Source organism: Leptospira weilii serovar Ranarum str. ICFT (genome assembly GCF_000332415.1).
Lineage (GTDB): Bacteria > Spirochaetota > Leptospiria > Leptospirales > Leptospiraceae > Leptospira > Leptospira weilii_A.
Genome location: NZ_AOHC02000012.1, coordinates 63,301 through 84,282, shown reverse-complemented (window position 1 = coordinate 84,282; position 20,982 = coordinate 63,301). Strand labels below are relative to the sequence as shown.

Below are 20,982 nucleotides of genomic sequence, written 5' to 3'. Positions count from 1 at the left end.
TACTGGAGTTTAACCTATGTTAATACGCGATACAAAAGAAGAAAAAAGTCATACCTATCATATCGTATCCGAAGAAGGCGCGGCTGGCATTTTGCGTCTGATCGGAATTTTATCCCGCAAGTCGATCAACTGGAAGGATTGGCGCCTCCGGCGCGATATAAAAAATAAAACCCAGGAGATTTTCATCGTCATTCAAACCGGGGAACCGGAAAAAATACTGAACTTATTCCGAAGTATTCCGGAAGTTACGGGAGTCCGCTACGTCGAATCGGATTTCGAATCAATACCGGAATTTTCTTCCGGGATATCCGAATCTTTCGCGATGTTGTAAGGAATATTCTAAATTCTTTATGTATTGTTCGAATTTCTTTTGGAAATAAAATGACTCAGCAAATCGGCGATATCCTCTTTACGAAACGGTTTGCTGATGTATTCGTCGATACCCGAAGCCAAACAATCTTCCTTGTCCGTTTGACTCGCGTTAGCCGTCATTGCGATAATATAAGGACGCAGGGATTGATTGGTATGTTGTGTTAGAATTTTGGCGGTATCGATTCCGCTCAGATCCGGCATCTGAATATCCAAAAATAAGACGTCGGTTCCGCTCGTTTCCACATAATGTAGGGCTTCGATTCCGTTGGAAACGACTACGGGTTTGTATCCCAGTTTTTCCAAAACTTTTTTGATCAGCATCTGATTGATCTCGTTGTCTTCCGCAACCAGAATTCTTAGATTCTGAATCGGAATTTTGTCCGCGTCGGATTTCAGTTTTTTAGGTTCGAAGTTTACTTCCGATTTTTCGGCAAGAGGAATCCTTCCCGAAATTTCGAAAACACTTCCGCGATTGATTACGCTCTGTGCGGTCAGTTTTAAATTCATCATTTCCGCGAGACTTTTACTGATCGCAAGTCCGAGCCCGGTTCCTCCGTATTTTCTCGAAACGGAAGTATCCATCTGCTTGTAGGCCTGGAATAATTCTTTGAGTTTTTGTTCCGGTATTCCGATTCCGGTGTCTTTGACTCGGATCCTTACGTCGTATTGTTTCGTATCGGATTCGAAATCGAATTCGATCAATACACTTCCTTTGTCTGTGAACTTGAATGCGTTTGAGATGAGATTGACAAGGATTTGTTTGAGCCGATTCGGATCGGTAGAAACGATCAAAGAAGAGGGTTGTTTTCCGATCATCTTGAATTCTATATTCTTGCGTTTTGCGTCCGCTTCAAAAATATAACACACGTCTTTTAACAGATCCATCAGGTTAAAAGCGATGATTTCTATTTTCATATTAGCCGATTCTAATTTAGAAAAATCCAATATATCATTCAAAAGATTGAGTAAGAGATTCCCGCTTCGCTGAATCGTATCGACGTAATCCTTTTGTTCCGATTGAAGTTCCGTTTCGGATAAAAGGCCGGCGACTCCTAAAATTCCGTGAACCGGAGTGCGGATTTCGTGGCTCATGTTCGCAAAAAACTGATTTTTAGATTTTTGAAGTTCTTCCTCTTTTTCACGAACCAGGACCAGTTCGCGATTTTTTTTTATCAACTCGAAGTTTGCCACGATCTGGTTGGATAAAACTTTTAAGATGACCCTTTGTTTGGAATCCAGACGTTTCGGTTTGGTATCGAATACACAAAGACTTCCGATGTTAAATCCTTCGGGGGTTTTTAACGGAGTTCCCGCATAAAAACGAGAGTAAGGCGGACCTATAACAAGGGGATTGTTTTTAAATCTTTCGTCTTCCAAAGTGTCTTCGATTTCGAAGACGTCGTCCTGCATAATCGTATACTGACAGAATGATCTGTTTCTGGGAATTTCGGAATCATTCTCTCCTATTTTTGATTTGAACCAAAGTCGATTTTTGTCGACTAACGAAATCATTGCAATCGAAGAGTCGCAGATATAAGCCGCTATTTGTGTAAGCGAATCGAATTTTTCTTCCGAAGCGGTATCTACGATCCGATAAGAGTATAAAGCGTCGAGTCTTTCCGTTTCGTTAAATGGAATCGGCGCCGAATGATGATTTGAAGTTTTCACGGAATCAAAACCGGGAACATTCTTTCCAAAAAATCAAATTAGGCAAGACGAATTTAGATCGAAACCTTAAATTCACGCGAACATCAATGCGGAAGCGATTGAAGCGGAAATTCGGAAGGAATTGAAATATTATATCGCAACCGAGGAAACTTAGGCAGATACCCCTTCTATGGATCGCTCATCTTAGCTCCGCGAATTTTCGTTAAATTCGAATGACTTGAAAATGTTTCGGGGATCCGGAGCCGTCCTTGTATAAACAATTCTGCAATTGTCTCATTTCTTTACAGATTCTTCCTTTAATTCCGGAAGCGAGCGCCCACTCGCCGAAGTCATAAGGGAATTTAAGTTTAGAATGATTTGTGAAAGTGATTTTCGTTCCTCGATCGGAAGTTTGAAACGTATAAATGTCCCTTTGATCGATGAACGAACTTTGTGTTTCCATTATGATTCGAGAATTGAGAATCCATTCCTTTGCGATATAATTCGTCTTGAGTTTGAAGGGCCAGAAAGAATAAAGGATTTCATATACCGGAAGATGATTCCCGTTGCTGGTCGGAGAGACGTTGGAAATTCTATCTCCCCAATAAACTAAGTTTCTAAAATCCGCCACAAAACGAAAAGTATCGTCTAAAGAATATGAAACTAAAAAAGTTACAGTTGTTGTTATCATGGTTGAGCCGTTATCTATCTTAAAAAGCATCTGCACACTGCCAGAGAGGAGCGTTGATTTATGAATCTGAGAAAAGTGAAAACAATCAGACCGTCGCTCAGGACGATAGAAGGAGGAGGTTTTCCGGTTCGTAGACCGTTCCCCGTTCAAGACTTAATTCAGCTGGATCCCTTTCTGTTATTAGACGAAATGGGACCTGTAGAATACAAACCCGGAAAAGCGATCGGCGCTCCGGATCATCCGCATAGGGGATTTGAAACGGTCACTTATTTATTGACCGGAGAAATGGAGCACCGGGATTCGTGGGGGAACTACGGAAAATTAAAACCGGGAGACGTTCAGTGGATGACCGCCGGTTCCGGTTTGGTTCATTCCGAATTACCTTCGAACGAGTTTCAAAAAAACGGAGGTTGGATGCACGGTTTTCAATTGTGGGTCAACCTTCCTTCTTCTCAAAAAATGAGTCGTCCGAGATATCAAGACACTCCTTCGGAAAGAATTCCGGAAATCGAAACGTCCGATGGGAAAACGAAAATCAGAGTGATCGCAGGTGAAATCTTGGGAACGAAAGCGGTGATCGAAACTAAAATTCCGATTTTATATTATCATTTGCATCTTGTCCCGGGCGCCGATATCACGATTCCCGTTCCCGAGTCGTATAACGTGTTCGCTTTTCCTTTTTCCGGAGACGGAGTTTTACATACGGAAGCGGGAACAACTCCCGTAAAAGAAGGAGATATGGTTTGGTTCGAAAGAGATAAGGGCGACGTTCGATTTTCTCTGGCGGAAAATTCTCCGAACGGTTGGGAATTTCTTTTGATCGGTGGAACACCGGTGGACGAACCCGTTGCAAGATACGGGCCTTTTGTGATGAACACTCAGGAAGAAATCTATCAGGCCTTTCACGATTTTCAGTCCGGAAAAATGGGCTCAATTCATTAAACCGAAAGTTATTCTTAAGCGATCGATTTTAAGGGATTTTAACCGATTCTCCCCTTGCAAAAGTTTTGGAAAGGATTATGATAAAACCTGCAAACCTGAAAATTCGGGAGGTGAGTTATGGATCGTTTGAGTCGTTGGCTACAAGAACATCGGGATTGGTTGGTGGACTTCCTGCGAATTTATCTCGGAGGAGTTTTAATTTATAAAGGTCTGGCGTTCCTATACGATACGGACGCATTGATTCGTTTGATGGAGATGAACAACGCTCCTATGGCGTCTACGTTACTCGCTCATTATATCGTTATCGCACATATCTGCGGGGGGATTTTACTTTTATCCGGATTATTGACTCGTTTTGCGGCGATCCTTCAGGTTCCCGTGCTGATCGGGGCGGTTTTGTTCATTCACGGCAAGGAAGGATTTATGGCTCCCGGGTCCAATCTTCCCTACGCCGCGATGATCTTACTTCTGCTTTTCCATTTTTCCTTATACGGTTCGGGAAGACTGTCCGCGGATTATTATATCGAAACACATAGAAGCGTTTAGATTTTAGGAACGTTTTCTCATCCAAGTTGAAAACGTTTTAATCGCTAATTTGTATTCGGGGCCGCAAGAGTTTCCTGGATTGCCTTTTGAAAGTTCTCCTTGGAAGAGACGGTAAAGTCCGTAAAACTTTCGTCTTTCATCACGATACGAACTTTCACGTTGGCGGCTCCTTGTAATGTTTTGAGAGCGGCTTCTTCGATATAAAAATACAACACTTCCGCATCCGCGGAATAGGTTCCGGTCATGTTGGTTCTGTAATAAGAGGCGTTCAGGTTTTTCTTTCCGGTTCTAAATAGAACTTTTGAAACGTTAGTCGGTTCTATATAAACCTGATTGTTTACCCAGAAATCCACGTTGTATGCAACGTAGGATTTATCCGCAGTCATGATCTTTGCAAAAACTAAAAAATGATTATTTCCTTTTTCGTCTTTTAAGGTAACATCCGTTTTTGTAGTGTATCTTTCTTTGTCGTCTTCCTGCGTGTAGACGGCGGTTGTCGCGGTTATTAAAATCAGAGCGGCAATTTTAAAAAGTTTTGTTTTGAAGTTTTGATTCATTTTGAATTCTTCCTTACGTTGAATATAGGTTGGATACTTGTATCGCCTAGGAACGTAAAGCGATTTTTTGAAAAATGATTTTATTACACGGGAGAATCTTCGATAATTACGGGTGCAAAATCCTAAGCTCGTTTTTGTATGGAACGTAATGGGTTTCGATAAAAATCAGGCGAAGAATTTTCCGTTATGAGTTTCAAATCGACGGAACGACCGAAAATTGCGGTCATCGGAGGAGGGGCCGCCGGATTTTTCGGAGCGATTCAAATCGCCTCCGAAGGAAATTGCGAGGTCACACTTTTGGAAAAGGGAAAACAATTTCTTTCCAAAGTGAAAGTTTCCGGCGGAGGGAGATGCAACGTTACGCATCATTGCCTCGACCCCGAAATCTTGAGTAAAAATTATCCCAGAGGGGAAAAAGAACTGCGCTGGGCTTTTGAAACTTTCGGACCTAAGGACACGATTCGATGGTATGAGGAGCGAGGTGTACTTTTAAAAACAGAAGCCGACGGAAGAATGTTCCCGGTTACGGATTCTTCCGAAACGATACTCCAAACCTTATTTCAAGAGGCGAAAAAAACGGGGGTAAAACTGAAAACGGAGACGGAGATTCATTCGGTGACGCCGACGACGGATTTTAAGTTTCGGATCAAACTCAAAACCGGAGAAACATTAGAATATAATAAAATACTGTTTGCGACCGGCTCCGGGAGAAAAGCCTGGAATTGGCTCCAGGCTCTGGGACATACGATATCGGATCCGGTTCCTTCCTTGTTTACCTTTAAAATCGTCGATCCTCGTCTTGAAAATTTATCGGGGCTAACCTTTGAAAAAACGGAATGTTCTCTCGTTGAGTTCGGTTATTCCCAACTCGGTCCGTTACTCATAACACATTGGGGAGTCAGCGGGCCTGCGGTCTTAAAACTTTCCGCAAAAGGCGCGAGAGAATTATTCGAGAAAGAATACGATACGATCCTAAGAGTCAATTTTGTTCCCGGAATGAAAAAGGACGAGGTTCGAAAAATAATCGAAATGGAAAAAGAACTACATCCTTCCAAATCCATCTCCAACACGCCCGTCCTCGGAATTCCAAGAAGATATTGGGAAAGAATATTAGAAATTCATTTTATAGATTCTTCCAAAAAATGGTCCGGTTTGTCCTCTAAGGATTTACACGGAATGACCGAAGAACTTACGGACGCACGATTTAAAATTTCGGGAAAGGGAGAATTTAAGGACGAGTTCGTGACCTGCGGAGGGGTTAATCGTAAGGAAGTGAATTTCAAAACGATGGAAAGTAAGATCGTTCCGGGGATTTATTTTGCCGGAGAGGTTTTGGACGTGGACGGGGTTACGGGAGGATTCAACTTTCAGAACGCATGGACCACGTCTTACATTGCGGCCCGCGGAATTCTCGGCTCCGTTTAAAACGGCCACGGAGCCGGATAGGAAGAATAACCCAGAAGATTTCCGTCCGGGTCCTTAAAGTATTTTGTATATTCTGTTTCTTGAATCCACTTCGGAAGGTCTTTCAGATCCTCGAATTTTAGACGGGAAGTCGAAAAAATCAAAGCCTTGGGGCCTTTTACGTTCGTATCGATTTCGAGCATCAAAATCGTATCTCCCGTCTGAAACCAGACCGAACGAATGGATCCGTCCGGATTTTGATTTTCCCTTATTTTTTTTAAACCGGGAAGGGATGCGTAAAATTTTTCAAGAGCGTTTACGTTTGGAGAACCGATCGCGATATGATGGATCATAGGGCCACCAAATCGTCGTAATTCGGATGTCTGTTCAAAAACGTCACCACATACGAACAACTCGGAATGATTTTTTTATTCAGAGAACGGGCCTTATCCAAAGCGGTTCGAACTAGATCCGCGGCGAGACCTCTGCCCCGAAATTCGGAAGGAACGTAAGTTGAAACTAAATTCCAAATATCACCTTCTTCTTTGTAAAGGAGATAAGATTCAAGGCCGTCCAAGGTCGCGTAGAATTTGAATTCCATCGATGAATGAATGACTTCCGGGTTCATTCATCAATTCTAAGACGGGAAAGAAAATTCATCAAGCCGAAAGAAAAACAAAGGATAAAAATCAAAAGCAAACGTTCGTTGCGGTTCTACGATACGCTTTTATGTCTTCGAAAAAATCGAATCGAAGAATTTTGACTTTCCATTTGTGGGAAATAAAAAATCCTAAGCCACTAAAAAACTTCGAGAGGATGTGCAGCATGAGCTTGGATTCGGCTTCGAAAAAGAAAGAAATTATTTACGATTACGATTATATCGTAGTCGGTTCCGGTTTTGGTGGAAGTGTTTCCGCGCTTCGACTTTCTCAAAAAGGATATAAGGTCGCCGTTTTGGAATCGGGCAAACGATGGAACAGTTCCGAATTTCCGAAAACCAACTGGAACTTACGTAAGTTCCTTTGGTTTCCGAAACTTTTTTGTTTTGGAATTCAGAGGATCAACTTTTTAAACGACGTCATGGTTTTGAGCGGCGCGGGCGTGGGCGGAGGAAGTCTTGTTTATGCGAATACTTTGTATGTTCCTCCCGAGCCGTTTTGGAAAAGGAAAATCGTTCAAAGTATGGGAGGAAAGGAAGGGATTCTTCCTTTTTACGAACTTGCAAAAAAAATGTTGGGAGTCGTGGAAAATCCTAAGACATGGGAATCGGATCGGTATATGCAGGAAACTGCAAAGACTTTCGGGATCGAAGATTCGTTTATCAAAACTCCGGTCGGAGTTCACTTCGGCAAAAGCGGCATCGATCCTTTTTTCGACGGAGAGGGGCCGCAAAGAAATTCCTGCAACGATTGCGGCGGTTGTATGGTCGGTTGTAGATACAACGCAAAGAATACGCTTGATAAGAATTATCTTTACTTTGCGGAAAAGGCGGGAGCCGTTATTATTCCGGAAACGAAAGTTTCCAAGCTGATTCCGTTGGGCGAGGACGGTTCGGAAGGTTATGAGATTCATACGGAGAGAACGACTTCTTTTTTCGGGCTTCCAAAAAGAATTTATAGGGTGAAGTCCGTCGTTCTTTCGGCGGGAGTTTTGGGAACGTTAGGCATTCTTTTAAAGATGAAGGAGCAAGGGATTCTTCCCAAACTTTCCGAACAACTGGGGCGAGTCGTTCGAACCAACAGCGAATCGTTGATCGGAGTTACGCTCAAAGATAAAAAAGCGGATTTATCGCACGGGGTTGCGATCACTTCCAGCGTTTTTCCGGACGAACACACTCACATAGAGCCGGTTCGTTATTCGGACGGGGCCGATGCGATGAACGGCTTGGCTGCGGGGGTTCTCGTGGACGGAGGAGGAAGTATTCCGAGACAACTTCGATTTTTGATCGAGGTTCTAAAACATCCGATCCACAGCGTAAGTTTGTTGAATCCGATCGGCTTTGCAAGAAGGACGATCATTCTTCTTGTGATGCAAACCGTGGACAATAGCATCGAAATCGTTCGTAAGAGAAGGTGGATTTGGCCGTTTAAAAGGACTCTTTCTTCCACTCAGGAAAGCGGGGAAAAAATTCCCACTTATATACCGATCGCAAACGAGTTTGCAAGAAGGCTGGCAAAAATCTCGGGCGGGATCGCCAGAAGCAGCATCAACGAAGCTTTGTTGGACATTCCCGCGACCGCACATATATTAGGAGGATGTAATATAGCTGAATCTTCGGAAGAAGGTGTGATCGATCTTCAAAACAAGGTTTACGGTTATCGGAATCTTACGATTTGCGACGGTTCCATGATTCCCGCCAATTTAGGAGTCAATCCGAGTCTTACGATCACGGCTCTTTCGGAAAGGGCGATGTCCTTTGTGCCTCCGAAGGAGAGGGAAATATTCAGTTTTAATTTCGAAAAGAAGTGGGGTGTTATCGATCTTTTCGGCAAGGTTAAAAGCGTCACAACTACGACGAGACTCGTAAAAAATAAGCCGGCAGCCCAAGAAAAAGATAATTAAAATATTCTAAAATTCAAATGTTTTCGGAAAGCCGCAGGTTCGTTTTCCGCGGATTTCCGAAAGAAGTTCGTTCTTAGCCGAGTTTTTCTTCGATCAAAGAATCTACGGAAGCTTTTCCGCCGCCTTTGATAAAAAGAACTATGGAAATTGCAACGTAAAGAAGATGAAATTCATATCCTTCTCCTTGTTGATTCGCGAACCAATTCATAAAGAATCCGTATTGCGAATGAATTACTGCCGCTCCGAACATGATAATTCCGATTCCGAACGCGGATAATCTCGTTAGAAAACCGAAGATCAGTCCGAGCGCTCCGAGAGATTCTCCGATGATTATGAGAAATGCGATCGGTGAAGGAATTCCCAACCCGACGAAATAGCCCATAGTTCCCGTAAAACCAAAACCGCCGAACCAGCCTAAAAGTTTTTGCGCTCCGTGCGGGAACATTACGATTCCTGCAACTACTCTGAGAATGAGGGATCCAAGATCCGAATCCGTTTTAAAAAATTTTTGAAGCATTTGTTTCCTCCTAAATGATTCCAGTTTGATCATTGAACCTTTTTGGCGGTTCGATGATTTAAATTTAAAGTTTCAAGAGCGGCTTTTATAGATCGGGAGTTCATTTACTGTGGCTCCAGAATTCCTAAAATCGAATCGCCGCCGAAACGCGGGAACTCCCGCAAACTTCGAAAAATGAGGGAGTTCCCGCATTTTTGGGTTTCGGCTTATATTTTAATATTAAATAGTTTACATTCAAAGTATAGGTCTGAAATAAAAGGTTCATACCGCCTTCAATCCGACTTCCTTACAAAAATCTCCTAAGTCCAAGAGTTGATTTTCCGACAAAGAGCCGAACTTATGAACCAATGTATCCAATAGATCCGGAAACGCTTTCTTTATGAGTGTGCGTCCTTCCGAAGTCAGGTGGATGATAATATAACGTCTGTCCTCTTCGCTCCGAACTCTTTGAACGAGTTTTCTTTTTTCGAGGTTATCTACGATTTGGGTGATATTTCCCTCGCAAGAAAATAATTTTTGCCCGATTTCCTTTTGGCAAATTGGGCCTAAATGGAGAAGGGTTTCCAAACAGCCGAATTGTCCCGTGGTCAGTCCGTATTTCGAGAAAACCTTCTCTTCCAACTGACGAATCGAGTCGGAACAACGGCTGAGCTTGATAAAAGCGTTTAGAACCGCGGTTTCTCGATTATTTCCTTTATAGTGTGTTCCCATAAAATACTTTAAACTTAAACTATTGATTTTGATCCCGCTCCCTGGGTCAATGTTTTTTTGAATTCCAGATTGTTTGTGGGAACTCCTGCCTTTTTAAAATATAGATTCAGATGCCAACTTGGCCGTTTTTTTTGATAGGTTCGTTTTTAATTTCCTAACGCCGAACTGATGTGAGTCCGGTGGACAAGGGATTATGAGCTAGGAGTTCCTAGATTTTATGAATGAGTTTAAGTTTAACGTGAGTTCGGCGTAATCCATGCGAAAGCGATTGAAGCGGAATCAACAAATTGGAATGACGAAAGAATTACGTTTTTCGAGTAAACCATCAATTTGTTGATTGGAGCAGAAAGCGCGGTCCAGCCCCATTTTTTTCAGTAAGAAAAAAATGGGGCTGGATTCGCCCAAACTTTCTCTAACGAATTCACGTTCGGCAAGGTGCAAAGTCCTAACCCCTATTCACGAAACCTCGATATCCACTCGAAACGTGGGAACTCCCGCGAATATTCGATCGGTCGTGAAACGTGGAAACTCCAAGTATCCGATGGGTCGTAAAACGCGATTTGTGGATAAAGTTATGGATTGTTTGTGTGGGGAGTTCCCACATTTTGGAACCGTGTCGGAGCATCCATACAGCGGGTTTTTGGTTTATGACTTGAAGCAGAACCCGGAAGATTTTCAGGTCGAGGAAATTCTTCACCCTAATTTTATCCAAAGTACCGGAAAGTGGACGGTCTTCCGACTTCAAAAATCCGGTTGGAATACGTTAGACGCGCTTTTGAGAATTTCGAAAGAATCCAAGGTTTCTCTCCCGGAGATCGGATACGCCGGAAAGAAGGACCGACACGCGACTACGTTTCAGTACATAAGTTGCCAAAAACCTTTGAAGATTCCGAACGAACTCGTAAACGTTTTGCAGTTGGAAAAAGTAGGCTTGAGCGAAAAATCCCTGAGCCCGGAAGCAAACGCGGGTAACCGATTTATCCTCATCCTCCGAAATTTGCTCGAAAAGGAAATCGAATCGATTCGAAACAATTTCGAAAAGATCCTCCAAAACGGTTTTATCAATTACTACGATTCGCAAAGGTTCAGCCGGTATCATCCGGAGTTCCGACTTCCCATTTTCCCGTATCTCAAAGGCGACGCTGAAACTTGTCTCAAATTGCTTTTGACCGATCCTTATCCGGGAGAAAAAAAACAGGCCCGGGACCGAAAGAAAAATTTTCAGACTGCTTGGGGAAATTGGTCTCAGTGTGAAAAATGGTCCGCAACCAAATTGGAAAGTAGAATCTTTTCCGATTTAAAACGGGAAAAGAATCCGACTCAAAAAACGTATTCCGATTTGATCCTCCGTTTTCCCGAAGAAGAATTATTGATGTTGATCTCGTCGATGCAGTCTTTGATTTGGAATCAATTCGTATCCGAGCTTTTGACTTCGGAGGGATGTTCCGGCGTTTGGATCAAAACTAAAACGGGACCTTTGTTTTTTCCGGGAGAATCTTCCGTCGAGTTTTTTTCGTTTTCCCGAAATCTCACGGTTCCAGGGAATCCTGGAATTCATAAATTAGAATATTCTAAAAAAGAAATAAACATCCTTACTGAAGTTTTGGCTTATAACGGCTTGGGAGAATCCGTTTTCGATCATTCCCCGTTTGCAAGGATTAAAATGAATTCCTTTGAACGAAAAATAAAAGTACTTCCGGAAAATTTTCAGATGATGGATTTCGAAGAGGACGATCGTCATCCTGGAAAAAAGAAAGTGAGAATATCCTTTCAACTCCCTTCCGGGGTTTATGCGACGATGCTTGTCAAACGACTGATGCTGAGGGCGAGCTTATAGGATTATATCGAATATGATTGGAACTGAATTTTCGGGCTTTGGAAGTTCATTCAAAAAAACGCATAGAATTCGTTCAAAAACCGCATGGGATTTATTTTAAAGTTTAGTTCGATATGTACGCTAAACTCAAAGCCCTCGCTCACTGAGGAATCTTAGGTCCCAACTCGATCACCAATTGTTCTTCCGGGACGGTGAGGTCGATCTTATCCACTTTTTCGGGAATCCTTCCGGACAAAACGTCCTCGGTCAAATTTTTGATCTTTGCAAGAATGGCCTCGTCCGTACAGTTCGAAATGGAAATGATATTCGGAAGATCCCTTCCCCAAGAAAAACGAATCCCGGGACTATCCACGAAAAAAGATTCCGTAACACCGTCTCCTTCCTTATCGATCATGGTAAAAACAGTGGCGTCTCCCGTAACGACGATAGCCTTTCTACCTTTTTTTACCTTATCCGCCTTGACACGAGTGTTGGTCATCTCTCGGTTCCAAAGATAATAGTATAATTTTCTAATTTGCGAATCGACGAGTTTGTCTCTCGCGGATTTATACAAATCTCCGTATTTTTTACCGACTTCTTCCTCACCTTTCATCTGGCCGTCCAGTTCGCGGGGAGTCGTGGAGTGAAGATAAAAATCGGGAACCCCGTTGACCGCATTCGTATAAAACGCCTGATCTTTTCTGTCTCCGGGATACGGGTTTGTGGAAGCGCCCGGATTTTTTAGGAACTGAATCAAAGTGTTTCTTCTTTCGTTTACTTTTTTTCTGAGTTCTTCCGCCCTAAAACGGATCGAACTCGTTTTGGGAGAATCCTTACCGTAAAAACGTTCGGCTCTTTCCAGTTCCCCGCTTACCGCTCTTTCGGATGAATAACTTTTCAACAGTTCTTCGTCGTATTTCAAAAGAAGATCCAGCTCTTTCGTTTTTTTTAAGGGTTCGGCGGACGTTTGATTCGCCTCACCCGTGTTAGGTGCCGAGATTTGAGAAGACGAGTTCGACGCGGATGTTGTGTTCGAACCCGAAGTTTTACCGGGGGCCGCACTCGAACCGACATTGGTAGCTGCTCCGACTGAAGTCGCGCCGCTTCCCGACGTCTCCGAAGATTTGCCCGGAGTTACGGATCTTTCCGATTCGGGAAGTCTATAGTATTCCGATTCCAACTCTCTAAGTCTTGCGTAGTTGGAAATTTTTACGAGGTATTCCTTTTCCTTCTCCCTGATTCGGTTAGGGTCGTCGTAACCGTCCTTAAGCAACGTTAGTTGTCCTTTGTAGATGATCATCAAAGTCGCTTCGGAAGAGTCCCGGTTCGGATTGGTCTCCGATAAGGTTTTACCTTCCTTGTCCACAAGCTGAACGAAATGAAACGCGAGACGATCCGTTCGGAAATCGGTGATGTTTTGAAGCTCGGGGGAGATTTGTAGATCGGAGGACGGCCAAAGACTTCCCGCAAAAAGAAATAGAACAGTCAATAGGCGTTTACTGCGCGTGCCGAAACTCGATATAACTTTATTAAAAAGATCAGGTCGGTAGTTAGACGTCTCGTCGCTTTTTACGGATCGAGTCGAAGGTCGCGCCGTATGTTTAGAAACGGAATCGGTAATCAATTTCCTTCGGGATAAGATTTTATTTTTGCCGATCGGAAACAAACGATCCATAAAATTGGATTTCATCTTGTTTCTAGTATCGGCCAAAAAACGATCGGAAAAAGAGGATCAGTTCCTTTTATGAGACAAATTGAGAGAATATTCCATTCCCGGAATATCTTCCGGTAAACCGTCCAGCCGATATTCCACGCTTTGAATGTCCTGAAAGTTCTCGAAAACCGTCTTTTCCAAAGCGAGAAAGGTGGAATCCAAAAGGGCCATCTTCTTGCGCGCGATTTCCTTTTGTTTGTCTTCCTCTTTCATATTCTGTTGAACGTATGTATAATCGATTCTAAACTTCATTCCGGAAAGAATTTCCTGAAGAGTGGATTTTCTAAAATCCACGATCATAACTCCTCCGTTTTTCCAGATCGTTTTTACGGCGTACTGGATTTCGGGAAGACGTTTTAGATTTTTATAATGTTCTCCCTTACCACTTTCGAACGTTTTATCGAAATAGGAGGATTCGCTGATCTCTCCGATCAAGGTCATCGTTTTGTGCCGAAACTCTTCGTCTTCCAAAAGAACCTTTCTGCGAACCGGAAACACCCGACGTTCTCCGTCCGATCCGTAAATTGTGATCTCCGTTCTTGGATCTCGGTTTCCGACGTCGTAAAGAGAAAACGGAACGAGGGTTATAAAAGGACTATTCCCCGCGAGAATAAAAGAGGTAAAAAATAAAACGACTCCGATCCAAGCGTAAGTGAGAAACAACGTTTTCCTGGAAACACCGTCCTCGGTTGCGGTGTGGAAAAGCCAAAGATAACCCTGATCGATTTTTTTTCCCGCGGCCTTGAGCGTTTGCCAAGTCTCGTCTCTGATTGCGATTGCAGGTTTTTTAATTTTTTGCCAATTCATATCCTCGGATTCCTTCTACGATGCTTTTCGCTATCTTAACTTGTAAACTTTTGCTTTGTAAAAGTTTGGATTCTTTTTCATGAGAAAGATAACCCATTTCCACGAGAACCGCAGGCATGAGACTTCCTCTGAGGACTGAAAAATCCGCCTTTTTCACTCCCCTGGACAGGATTTGAGGTTGGAGCTTTTTTTTCATCTCCGATTCCAAGGACCTCGCCAAGATTCTGCTTCTTCTTTGAATGAGTGAGGACATCATTCCTGCCTGAATTTTTTTAACGGTCGAGGCGCCTTTTACTTTGAGAATTCTATTTTCCAAAAGGGCGGTTTCGCGAGCCGATTCGGTGGATGGAGTTTGAGAAAGATAATAGATCTCGAAACCGTTCACGTCCTCGTTGATCGAGGAATTGCAGTGTAAACTGATGAACAAAGCGCTTCCGCTTTTTTTCAGTTCCCGGTTGGCGATTGTTGATCTGTGTTCCAATTCGACGAACGTGTCGTCCGATCTCGTTAATACGACGTTGATCGACGGATATACTTTTTCGAAAAATTTCTGAAGGACTTTTGCGACTTGTAAGGCGACCGATTTTTCGTTGGTGCCGTCGTTTGCCGCGGTTCCGGGGTCCTTACCTCCGTGTCCCGCGTCGATGAAAATCGTTTTGATTTCGAGAGTTTCGGCGCTCGGTAAAATCTCCAACTCCAACACGTTTTCCTTATATTCGTAACGGACGTCTTCGGACATGAGTTGTACGAAAAGCGCCTCTACGATTTCGGGAGGGACTAGAAAGTCCTTTTCCTTGTATAAAACCGGAACGGAAATTTTTTCTATGGTCTGATTGAAGGTGTAAAAGGACGAACCGACTCTAAAACGGACTTCTCCGGAAGGATGTTGGATCGATCCCACAAAGGTCGCGGAATTGAAGGAGGATTTAAGAAAAGGGAATTCTTTTTGGATGTCCTCAAAGCGCACATAACGTTTGGAGGACAGAGTGGGAATGGAAATTTTGGCTCCCAACTCCCGTACGTTTAGGAGAAATAGAATCAGCCCCCAAAGATAGATTTGATTTTTTGCCAAATCGAACCCTTTTTCTTTTTGGTATTTTCTTTTCCGGTATCGTTGATATCGAACAGATTCCGTTTGCTCTTATCGTAATTCGAATTTTGCTGTTGTTGTCTATTCCGGTCGCGGTTCTGTTGATTTCTATTTTGATTTCGATCGTTACGGTCGTTTTGTTGATTACGGTTGTTTTGAGGATTACGCTGTTGCTCTTGACCGTCGGCGTGCGACCGGCGTTGTTTGTCCTTGTTTCCAGGAAACTTGTGTTGGTTTTTGTTTTCGGATTTGTTTTTTTTCGGTTCCGTAGACAAAACGGAATCGGCCTTCTGTAAAAAGAATTCCGCTTCTTGAATGGCGGCGGCCGGTTTTTTCTTGTGGCCGTCTCGACGTTGTGAGTCTCTCGCGGGAGTGTGGCTTGTGTGCCGTTTGTCTCCTCTGCGATCCCGATCGTGTTTGTGAGGAGCGCGGTCGCCTCTGTCGTGAGGACGTCTTCCGTTCTGTTTGAAATGCGTTTCCTTTTCCCGATCGTAGGAATCGCCGCCGACAAAAGCCTGAAATTCACCTGCAGGAAATTGAATGTATTCTTCTTCGACTTCCAAAACTTCGATCTTTTGTTTCAGATACTTTTCGATCTTTTCGAGTTCCACGTAATCGGACTCGGAACAAAAACCGACCGCCTTTCCTTTTCTGCCCGCTCTTGCGGTACGACCGATTCTATGAACGTAATTTTCCGTGTCTTGAGGAAGGTCGTAGTTGTAGACGATGTCTATGTTCTCCACGTCGATTCCTCGGGAGGCAACGTCGGTCGCGACCATATAACGATACTTTCCGGATTTAAAATCCCGGAGAAGTCTCAGTCTTTTTTTCTGATCCAACTCGGAGGAAATTCCGGTTACGGGAATCGAATACTTACGCAAGGTATGTACGATTTTTGGAATATTCGCTTTATAATTCGTGAATATGATTCCCTGCCCCTCGTCTTTGGAGTTCACGATGAGATTGGTCATGTAGGGAATTTTTTCCTCTCTTCCCAAATGAACGATCTTTTGATCGATCCTTTCCGTGATGATTTTTTCGGGATTGATCTGAATTTCTACCGGCTCGTTTAAAAAACGATAGGCGAGCCTCATCACTTCCACCGATAAAGTCGCCGAGAACAACAAAGTCTGTTTTCGATTCTTACATTTATGAAGAAGCCAACGAATATCCTGGATAAATCCCATGTCGAGCATTCGATCCGCTTCGTCCAAAACGAAAAATTCCACGTTAGATATATCGATGGAACCGGACTTGATCATATCGATCAGCCTTCCCGGAGTTGCGACGATGATTCCGTTGAGTCCTTCCAAATCTTTGTTTTGGGATTTGTAATCCGTTCCTCCGATGATCGGAACCGCGCGGATTCCGTCGGAATGTTTCAGAAGTTTTTTGGCCTCGTCCGAGATCTGCATCGTCAGTTCTCTTGTTGGTGCGAGAACCAGCGCGGAAACTCCCCGGATTTCTTTGGTAAGAATCGTATGAACGACCGGGATTAAAAATGCGACCGTTTTTCCCGTACCTGTTTGTGCGAGTCCGGTGATATCCTTGCCTTCCAATCCGTGCGGAATCGATTTCTCTTGAATGGGAGTGAGTTCGGTATAACCGATTTCTTGAATGGCGGAAAGTAATTTTGGATGGATGGAAAGTTCTTCGAATTTCATGTGTGCCGCTTCTGTGCGATTAAGTGGAATGTATCACCGTAACAGGTGAGGTCTGAGAGACGTGCAAAAAGGCGGTGACTCAGGATTTTTCCTCTCCAACCCCGATCTCGGGACGGGTGGTAGGACATCGGTTTCTTATACACAGTCGTAAAACCGTATCCTTTCAACATTTTTTTCAGGGAGCCCGGGCTGTAATCCCAAAAATGATCCGACGGATGTGTAAGAAACCATTCTCTCGGATCGGTTTGAAACGTCGGGCCGTAAAGTGAAGGCAAACCTAGGAATAGAAATCCTCCGGGTTTGACAAGATCGGTTAACTTTTCAAATACGAAGTCCGCGTCGGGAAAATGTTCGATCACGAAAAAAGCCGCGACCACATCGAAGGAACGATCCTTTAGAACATTCTCCTCTAAAAAAGAATCACAGTGGACGTCGAGCCCCAAAGTTTTTCTGGAAAACTCCACCTCTGCGGGAGAAATCTCCAAACCGGTCGTTTGATACCCGATTTTACGGGCCTCGTCCAAAAAGAACCCGGCCGCCGAACCCAGTTCAAAAAGCGACGAGTTGGGGAGAGCGTGAAGTTTACCTAAAATCCCGAGTCTTTTTTTTGCCAGAGCGCGAAGAGAAGTTTCGTCCTCGTAGTAGGTCTTTTGGTACTGATTTTTATATTCTTCTAAGAAATAAGAATCCTTGTATTCTCGAGTTTTGGCCGGTTTGTAAAAACAAACCCCGGTTCTTTTACAGATCCGATACTGTTCGGGATATTGCGGATGAGGAATGAGTTCGAGTTTCGGATACATTCTATGGATCTAGAGAAACCGGAGGGGAAAAGAAAGAAAATTCCTTTTTTCGAAACTGCTTGAAAAATCGAGGAAGGCTATCTTTTTGGAAGGATCTTTCATTCTTCTTAAGAAAATACATGAGCGTCCAAAGTAAAATCGAATCCCTAGGTTACAAACTTCCTCCCGCACCGGCAGCGATCGCGGCTTACATTCCCGCAAACCGATCCGGAAATCTCGTTTTCACTTCCGGACAACTCCCGCTCAAAGACGGTCAATTGATGCTCGTCGGCAAATTGGGCGAGGGCCTTTCCGTAGACGACGTTAAGGAAGCCACGATCCAAGCGAGTTTGAATGCGATCGCGGCGGCTTCCGCAGTTTGTGGAGGTCCGGACAAAATCTTGAAGATCGTTAAGATCGGAGTTTTTGTAGCCTGTGGTCCGAACTTTACGGAACATCATTTGGTCGCCAATCACGGAAGTAACTTTTTTCTTTCCGTGTTCGGAGACGAGGGACGTCATGCGCGCTTTGCCGTAGGTACTCCTTCTCTTCCTTTGGGAGCGCCCGTGGAAGTGGAAGTCACTTTTCAGGTTGCAGATGCTCCGTAATCTTTGGAGAGACGTTCAATGGAGTTTTCGTTCGATTCCTCTCGTTCTGAAAGAATGGCTTACGTTTTATCTTTCTTTTACGGGTAGGTTTACGGAGTTCTGGAAGGAAAAATCGGTTTCCGAAAAAATCCTTTTTATCTCCGTTACTTTCCAGCTTTTATTCAGTCTTTCCACTTGGATCGAATACACGATCCATTTAGGCGGAGAAGAGACCGAAGGTCTTCGGGTTTCGTCTAACTTCTATTTTATTTTTCTTTCGGCGGGAGTTTTCTTTTTCGGATCTTTCTGGCGTTCTCATTGGCTGGGTTCGCTTCTTTTGAGCGGGCAGTTCCTTTTGGGTTTGGGGGCGCTCGCGGGAATTTTTTTTCCAGAATCCTTTTTTGTGAGTTTTCTTAAAGAAGACGATTATGTTTTCAGTTGGAAGTTCTACGCGTTTTTAGGCGCATGGGGTTTTACCACTTTACTTTCTTTGAAATCGTTTTTTGACAAGGATTAAAAATTTGTAGAGTGATCCAAGTGGCAAGATCGATTTTGGGACCGTTCTCTGAAGACGTATTGGGCCTTTTAAGAGGCAAAACGATAGTCGCATACGCTCAAAACACGTCGCTCAAAAATTCAACGATAAATTAAATCCGCACTCCAATCTCTTTCAGGAGTCGAATCCAATTGAAGATAAAAGATTTCATTTAAACCGACCGATTTCTTCCAAAGATAAAGATATCCGTTCCAGTTTCCGTTTTCCCAAACGCCGAGGTAACGATATTGTCCCGAAAACGTATCATAATCTTTGAATGCGATTCTGTTCCCATTCCGTAAACATCTTTCGTCCAGGTTTATAATTTCGATCCGATTCGATCCGTCCTTGAACTTGGGGTAGTAGGCGTAGTTACCGCCTCCGCCCCCGATCCACCAATTCCAAAAGTAATTTAAGGAATGAGAAGGTTCGATTCGGACGAGTCCGCTTTTCATGCAGGACGGATTTGAATCGGGATCGTCTTTCTGCGCTAAATTGAATTTTGTCAGATTCGTGTCCTCGTCCGCATCCGCTTTTAACCATGCGTTCGGTTTTTTAGAATCGGCTTGAATTTTTTTTCCGGTGGCCGCGGATACGAAGGAAACTCGATCGTATTTTCTTTTATGCCCGGATTTTTTCGGAGTGGAAGAGTCCGCATAGATAAAACCGTAAACGGGATAGTGATCGGAAAATTCGTCGCTTGTATATCCGGCTACGGTCCAGGTTTTTGCCGAGATCGGATCGTACGCTAAATTTTGCCAAACCGGGGGTTGAAAATGCGATTTTGAGACGAGTATATAATCCAAATATACGGGCTTTTCTTTCTCGAAATAAAAAGCGGCGATTTCGTTCGTTTCTGTGTCCCACGTAAACGGAATTCCCGCGTATGTAGGTTCGTTTGCGTTCAATCTAATAAGCATATTATAATATTCTATGCTACCTTTGATCGCGTTCAAATCTCCGGCGATCAGGACGATTTCGTCGTTCGGGATTTTTTTTGAATCGATAAAATTCCTAATCTCGTCGAATTGATTCGCTCTTACGGATACGCCAGAATCGGAACATTCCGAGTCCTCCGCTTGGACGTGTGTCCCTATAAGATGGATTTTGTTTCCGTTTTTGTCGATTTTCACATAAACGAATCCTTTATTGGAAAAATAATCCGCGCCACATCCGGGATCTTGGAAGATGTATTGTATTTTTTCTTCGATGGGCCATTTGCTAACGATGGCAACTCCTCCGTTTATGAGCGAAAGGGATCTATAGTCGCCGAGGGTCGCGTCCCAATCGCTTCGGGTCCTTCCGATTACGTCGGTTTGGTACGGATACAGGGAACGAATTTTGTCCAAGAGAATTTTTCCGGCGTTCGTATCAAAAACCTCTTCAAACACGATTAAGTCTTGGTTCTTTATATGATCCGAACTTGCGATTTGCTCCGCTCTTTCGTTTTGCGCCCAATCCCCCCAACCCGGAAGTCCTTTCGGTAGCAGGAAGACGTTGTGACTTAGAATTTTAATTTCTACATTTGCAGGACCGACATTTACGGAAGTTGTTGCACTTGCAGGAGTGATATTTGCAGAACCGATGTTTGTAGAATCGATATTTGCAGGACCGACATTTTTAGAATCTGCGTTTGTGGAATCGATAATTGCAGGACCGACATTTTTAGAATCTGCGTTTGTGGAATCGATAATCGCAGGGCCTGCGTTTGCAGAATCAGGATTTGTAGAACCGACGTTTGTAGAATCGATAATTGTAGGACCGACATTTTTAGAATCTGCGTTTGCAGAAGCCCCATTCGTAGAATCGGGATTTGCGGAATCGATATGTATGGCATTTGAAATTAGGAGCAGTAACGTCAGTAAATCATTGTACGACGATCGTTTACCGGGTATACAATTTAAAAGAAAAAATGGTAGGAAACAACTACTTACAAGAAGTGTCGCCTTTGTTTTTTTCGGGGTTCCCATACACTATCTCCATTCTTTATATCGGAGTTTATACTATTACATAGTTTAAAAAGGTAACAGTACTTTCTGAA

General features: G+C 43.4%; 21 protein-coding genes. 8 read left to right on the top strand and 13 right to left on the bottom strand.

What is annotated here, in order from left to right:
- The first annotated feature begins 16 nt into the window (after window positions 1-16).
- Entirely contained in the window at window positions 17-331 is a 315-nt protein-coding gene (locus tag LEP1GSC060_RS01625; protein WP_002995014.1) for a hypothetical protein, read from the top strand.
- A 17-nt stretch (window positions 332-348) separates the two neighbouring features.
- On the opposite strand, the gene LEP1GSC060_RS01620 is transcribed toward LEP1GSC060_RS01625, so the two are convergent.
- Both LEP1GSC060_RS01620 and LEP1GSC060_RS01615 read right to left on the bottom strand, forming a co-directional pair.
- Window positions 349-2,040, bottom strand: a complete 1,692-nt coding sequence (locus LEP1GSC060_RS01620) for a GAF domain-containing hybrid sensor histidine kinase/response regulator (RefSeq protein WP_002995085.1) — start codon at window positions 2,038-2,040, stop codon at window positions 349-351.
- A gap of 202 nt (window positions 2,041-2,242) precedes the next feature.
- Window positions 2,243-2,710 (bottom strand): LIC13081 family protein, encoded by a 468-nt coding sequence (locus tag LEP1GSC060_RS01615; protein ID WP_036095112.1) that lies wholly within the window; start codon window positions 2,708-2,710, stop codon window positions 2,243-2,245.
- Between the two features lie 60 nt (window positions 2,711-2,770).
- Between LEP1GSC060_RS01615 and LEP1GSC060_RS01610 the strand changes: the two genes are divergently transcribed.
- Together LEP1GSC060_RS01610 and LEP1GSC060_RS01605 are read left to right on the top strand one after the other, a co-directional pair.
- Window positions 2,771-3,652: a pirin family protein gene (locus tag LEP1GSC060_RS01610; protein WP_002994861.1), complete on the top strand. Its 882-nt coding sequence runs from the start codon at window positions 2,771-2,773 to the stop codon at window positions 3,650-3,652.
- 126 nt (window positions 3,653-3,778) lie between these two features.
- On the top strand, window positions 3,779-4,198 hold the full coding sequence (locus LEP1GSC060_RS01605; protein WP_155119610.1) for a DoxX family protein: 420 nt from the start codon (window positions 3,779-3,781) through the stop codon (window positions 4,196-4,198).
- A gap of 44 nt (window positions 4,199-4,242) precedes the next feature.
- Here LEP1GSC060_RS01605 and LEP1GSC060_RS01600 read toward each other — a convergent pair whose 3' ends face one another.
- Window positions 4,243-4,755 (bottom strand): hypothetical protein, encoded by a 513-nt coding sequence (locus LEP1GSC060_RS01600; RefSeq protein ID WP_002994912.1) that lies wholly within the window; start codon window positions 4,753-4,755, stop codon window positions 4,243-4,245.
- A 186-nt stretch (window positions 4,756-4,941) separates the two neighbouring features.
- On the opposite strand from LEP1GSC060_RS01600, the gene LEP1GSC060_RS01595 reads away from it, so the two are divergent.
- Window positions 4,942-6,180 carry a BaiN/RdsA family NAD(P)/FAD-dependent oxidoreductase gene (locus tag LEP1GSC060_RS01595; RefSeq protein ID WP_002995309.1) on the top strand — a complete coding sequence of 413 codons (1,239 nt, stop codon included), beginning with the start codon at window positions 4,942-4,944 and terminating at the stop codon, window positions 6,178-6,180.
- On the opposite strand, the gene LEP1GSC060_RS01590 is transcribed toward LEP1GSC060_RS01595, so the two are convergent.
- Both LEP1GSC060_RS01590 and LEP1GSC060_RS01585 read right to left on the bottom strand, forming a co-directional pair.
- Window positions 6,177-6,512: a VOC family protein gene (locus tag LEP1GSC060_RS01590; protein WP_002995501.1), complete on the bottom strand. Its 336-nt coding sequence runs from the start codon at window positions 6,510-6,512 to the stop codon at window positions 6,177-6,179. The two genes, LEP1GSC060_RS01595 and LEP1GSC060_RS01590, sit on opposite strands and share 4 nt — an antisense overlap.
- Entirely contained in the window at window positions 6,509-6,787 is a 279-nt protein-coding gene (locus LEP1GSC060_RS01585) for a GNAT family N-acetyltransferase (RefSeq protein ID WP_002995328.1), read from the bottom strand. Before LEP1GSC060_RS01585 ends, LEP1GSC060_RS01590 begins: the two co-directional genes overlap by 4 nt.
- A 197-nt stretch (window positions 6,788-6,984) precedes the next feature.
- Between LEP1GSC060_RS01585 and LEP1GSC060_RS01580 the strand changes: the two genes are divergently transcribed.
- The gene (locus LEP1GSC060_RS01580) at window positions 6,985-8,721 is read left to right on the top strand and encodes a GMC oxidoreductase (RefSeq protein ID WP_002995442.1); all 1,737 of its coding nucleotides are present in this window, start codon (window positions 6,985-6,987) and stop codon (window positions 8,719-8,721) included.
- 73 nt (window positions 8,722-8,794) lie between these two features.
- Here the strand turns inward: LEP1GSC060_RS01580 and LEP1GSC060_RS01575 are convergent, their stop codons facing one another.
- Window positions 8,795-9,238 (bottom strand): DoxX family protein, encoded by a 444-nt coding sequence (locus LEP1GSC060_RS01575; protein ID WP_002995261.1) that lies wholly within the window; start codon window positions 9,236-9,238, stop codon window positions 8,795-8,797.
- A gap of 261 nt (window positions 9,239-9,499) precedes the next feature.
- Window positions 9,500-9,949 carry a MarR family winged helix-turn-helix transcriptional regulator gene (locus LEP1GSC060_RS01570; protein ID WP_002994864.1) on the bottom strand — a complete coding sequence of 150 codons (450 nt, stop codon included), beginning with the start codon at window positions 9,947-9,949 and terminating at the stop codon, window positions 9,500-9,502.
- 574 nt (window positions 9,950-10,523) lie between these two features.
- Here LEP1GSC060_RS01570 and truD point away from each other — a divergent pair.
- Window positions 10,524-11,786, top strand: coding sequence for a tRNA pseudouridine(13) synthase TruD (gene truD / locus LEP1GSC060_RS01565; RefSeq protein WP_155119609.1), 1,263 nt, complete (start codon window positions 10,524-10,526; stop codon window positions 11,784-11,786).
- Between the two features lie 139 nt (window positions 11,787-11,925).
- Here truD and LEP1GSC060_RS01560 read toward each other — a convergent pair whose 3' ends face one another.
- From LEP1GSC060_RS01560 to LEP1GSC060_RS01540, 5 genes are read right to left on the bottom strand one after another with little or no spacing between them, the layout of a single operon-like run.
- Complete coding sequence (locus LEP1GSC060_RS01560) at window positions 11,926-13,455, bottom strand: hypothetical protein (protein ID WP_002995520.1); 1,530 nt, start codon at window positions 13,453-13,455, stop codon at window positions 11,926-11,928.
- A 42-nt stretch (window positions 13,456-13,497) separates the two neighbouring features.
- Window positions 13,498-14,286 (bottom strand): LIC_10740 family protein, encoded by a 789-nt coding sequence (locus tag LEP1GSC060_RS01555; protein ID WP_002994893.1) that lies wholly within the window; start codon window positions 14,284-14,286, stop codon window positions 13,498-13,500.
- Window positions 14,267-15,358, bottom strand: coding sequence for an N-acetylmuramoyl-L-alanine amidase family protein (locus LEP1GSC060_RS01550; protein WP_002994850.1), 1,092 nt, complete (start codon window positions 15,356-15,358; stop codon window positions 14,267-14,269). The genes LEP1GSC060_RS01555 and LEP1GSC060_RS01550 overlap by 20 nt, the downstream gene beginning before the upstream one ends.
- Window positions 15,325-17,040: a DEAD/DEAH box helicase gene (locus tag LEP1GSC060_RS01545; protein ID WP_002995323.1), complete on the bottom strand. Its 1,716-nt coding sequence runs from the start codon at window positions 17,038-17,040 to the stop codon at window positions 15,325-15,327. Before LEP1GSC060_RS01545 ends, LEP1GSC060_RS01550 begins: the two co-directional genes overlap by 34 nt.
- Window positions 17,037-17,840 (bottom strand): class I SAM-dependent methyltransferase, encoded by an 804-nt coding sequence (locus LEP1GSC060_RS01540; RefSeq protein WP_002995487.1) that lies wholly within the window; start codon window positions 17,838-17,840, stop codon window positions 17,037-17,039. Before LEP1GSC060_RS01540 ends, LEP1GSC060_RS01545 begins: the two co-directional genes overlap by 4 nt.
- Window positions 17,841-17,959: 119 nt before the next feature.
- On the opposite strand from LEP1GSC060_RS01540, the gene LEP1GSC060_RS01535 reads away from it, so the two are divergent.
- The gene (locus LEP1GSC060_RS01535; protein WP_002994941.1) at window positions 17,960-18,427 is read left to right on the top strand and encodes a RidA family protein; all 468 of its coding nucleotides are present in this window, start codon (window positions 17,960-17,962) and stop codon (window positions 18,425-18,427) included.
- Window positions 18,417-18,923 (top strand): hypothetical protein, encoded by a 507-nt coding sequence (locus tag LEP1GSC060_RS01530; protein WP_002995317.1) that lies wholly within the window; start codon window positions 18,417-18,419, stop codon window positions 18,921-18,923. Before LEP1GSC060_RS01535 ends, LEP1GSC060_RS01530 begins: the two co-directional genes overlap by 11 nt.
- Window positions 18,924-19,042: 119 nt before the next feature.
- Here LEP1GSC060_RS01530 and sph read toward each other — a convergent pair whose 3' ends face one another.
- Complete coding sequence (gene sph, locus LEP1GSC060_RS01525) at window positions 19,043-20,911, bottom strand: sphingomyelin phosphodiesterase (RefSeq protein WP_002995194.1); 1,869 nt, start codon at window positions 20,909-20,911, stop codon at window positions 19,043-19,045.
- Window positions 20,912-20,982: the final 71 nt, after the last annotated feature.

Coding starts and splice junctions, on each gene's coding strand:
- LEP1GSC060_RS01625 (WP_002995014.1), top strand. CDS start 17: ATGTTAATACGCGATACAAAAGAAGAAAAAAGTCATACCTATCATATC.
- LEP1GSC060_RS01615 (WP_036095112.1), bottom strand. CDS start 2,710: ATGATAACAACAACTGTAACTTTTTTAGTTTCATATTCTTTAGACGAT.
- LEP1GSC060_RS01610 (WP_002994861.1), top strand. CDS start 2,771: ATGAATCTGAGAAAAGTGAAAACAATCAGACCGTCGCTCAGGACGATA.
- LEP1GSC060_RS01600 (WP_002994912.1), bottom strand. CDS start 4,755: ATGAATCAAAACTTCAAAACAAAACTTTTTAAAATTGCCGCTCTGATT.
- LEP1GSC060_RS01595 (WP_002995309.1), top strand. CDS start 4,942: ATGAGTTTCAAATCGACGGAACGACCGAAAATTGCGGTCATCGGAGGA.
- LEP1GSC060_RS01590 (WP_002995501.1), bottom strand. CDS start 6,512: ATGATCCATCATATCGCGATCGGTTCTCCAAACGTAAACGCTCTTGAA.
- LEP1GSC060_RS01585 (WP_002995328.1), bottom strand. CDS start 6,787: ATGAACCCGGAAGTCATTCATTCATCGATGGAATTCAAATTCTACGCG.
- LEP1GSC060_RS01580 (WP_002995442.1), top strand. CDS start 6,985: ATGAGCTTGGATTCGGCTTCGAAAAAGAAAGAAATTATTTACGATTAC.
- LEP1GSC060_RS01575 (WP_002995261.1), bottom strand. CDS start 9,238: ATGCTTCAAAAATTTTTTAAAACGGATTCGGATCTTGGATCCCTCATT.
- LEP1GSC060_RS01570 (WP_002994864.1), bottom strand. CDS start 9,949: ATGGGAACACACTATAAAGGAAATAATCGAGAAACCGCGGTTCTAAAC.
- truD (WP_155119609.1), top strand. CDS start 10,524: ATGGATTGTTTGTGTGGGGAGTTCCCACATTTTGGAACCGTGTCGGAG.
- LEP1GSC060_RS01560 (WP_002995520.1), bottom strand. CDS start 13,455: ATGAAATCCAATTTTATGGATCGTTTGTTTCCGATCGGCAAAAATAAA.
- LEP1GSC060_RS01555 (WP_002994893.1), bottom strand. CDS start 14,286: ATGAATTGGCAAAAAATTAAAAAACCTGCAATCGCAATCAGAGACGAG.
- LEP1GSC060_RS01545 (WP_002995323.1), bottom strand. CDS start 17,040: ATGAAATTCGAAGAACTTTCCATCCATCCAAAATTACTTTCCGCCATT.
- LEP1GSC060_RS01540 (WP_002995487.1), bottom strand. CDS start 17,840: ATGTATCCGAAACTCGAACTCATTCCTCATCCGCAATATCCCGAACAG.
- LEP1GSC060_RS01535 (WP_002994941.1), top strand. CDS start 17,960: ATGAGCGTCCAAAGTAAAATCGAATCCCTAGGTTACAAACTTCCTCCC.
- LEP1GSC060_RS01530 (WP_002995317.1), top strand. CDS start 18,417: ATGCTCCGTAATCTTTGGAGAGACGTTCAATGGAGTTTTCGTTCGATT.
- sph (WP_002995194.1), bottom strand. CDS start 20,911: ATGGGAACCCCGAAAAAAACAAAGGCGACACTTCTTGTAAGTAGTTGT.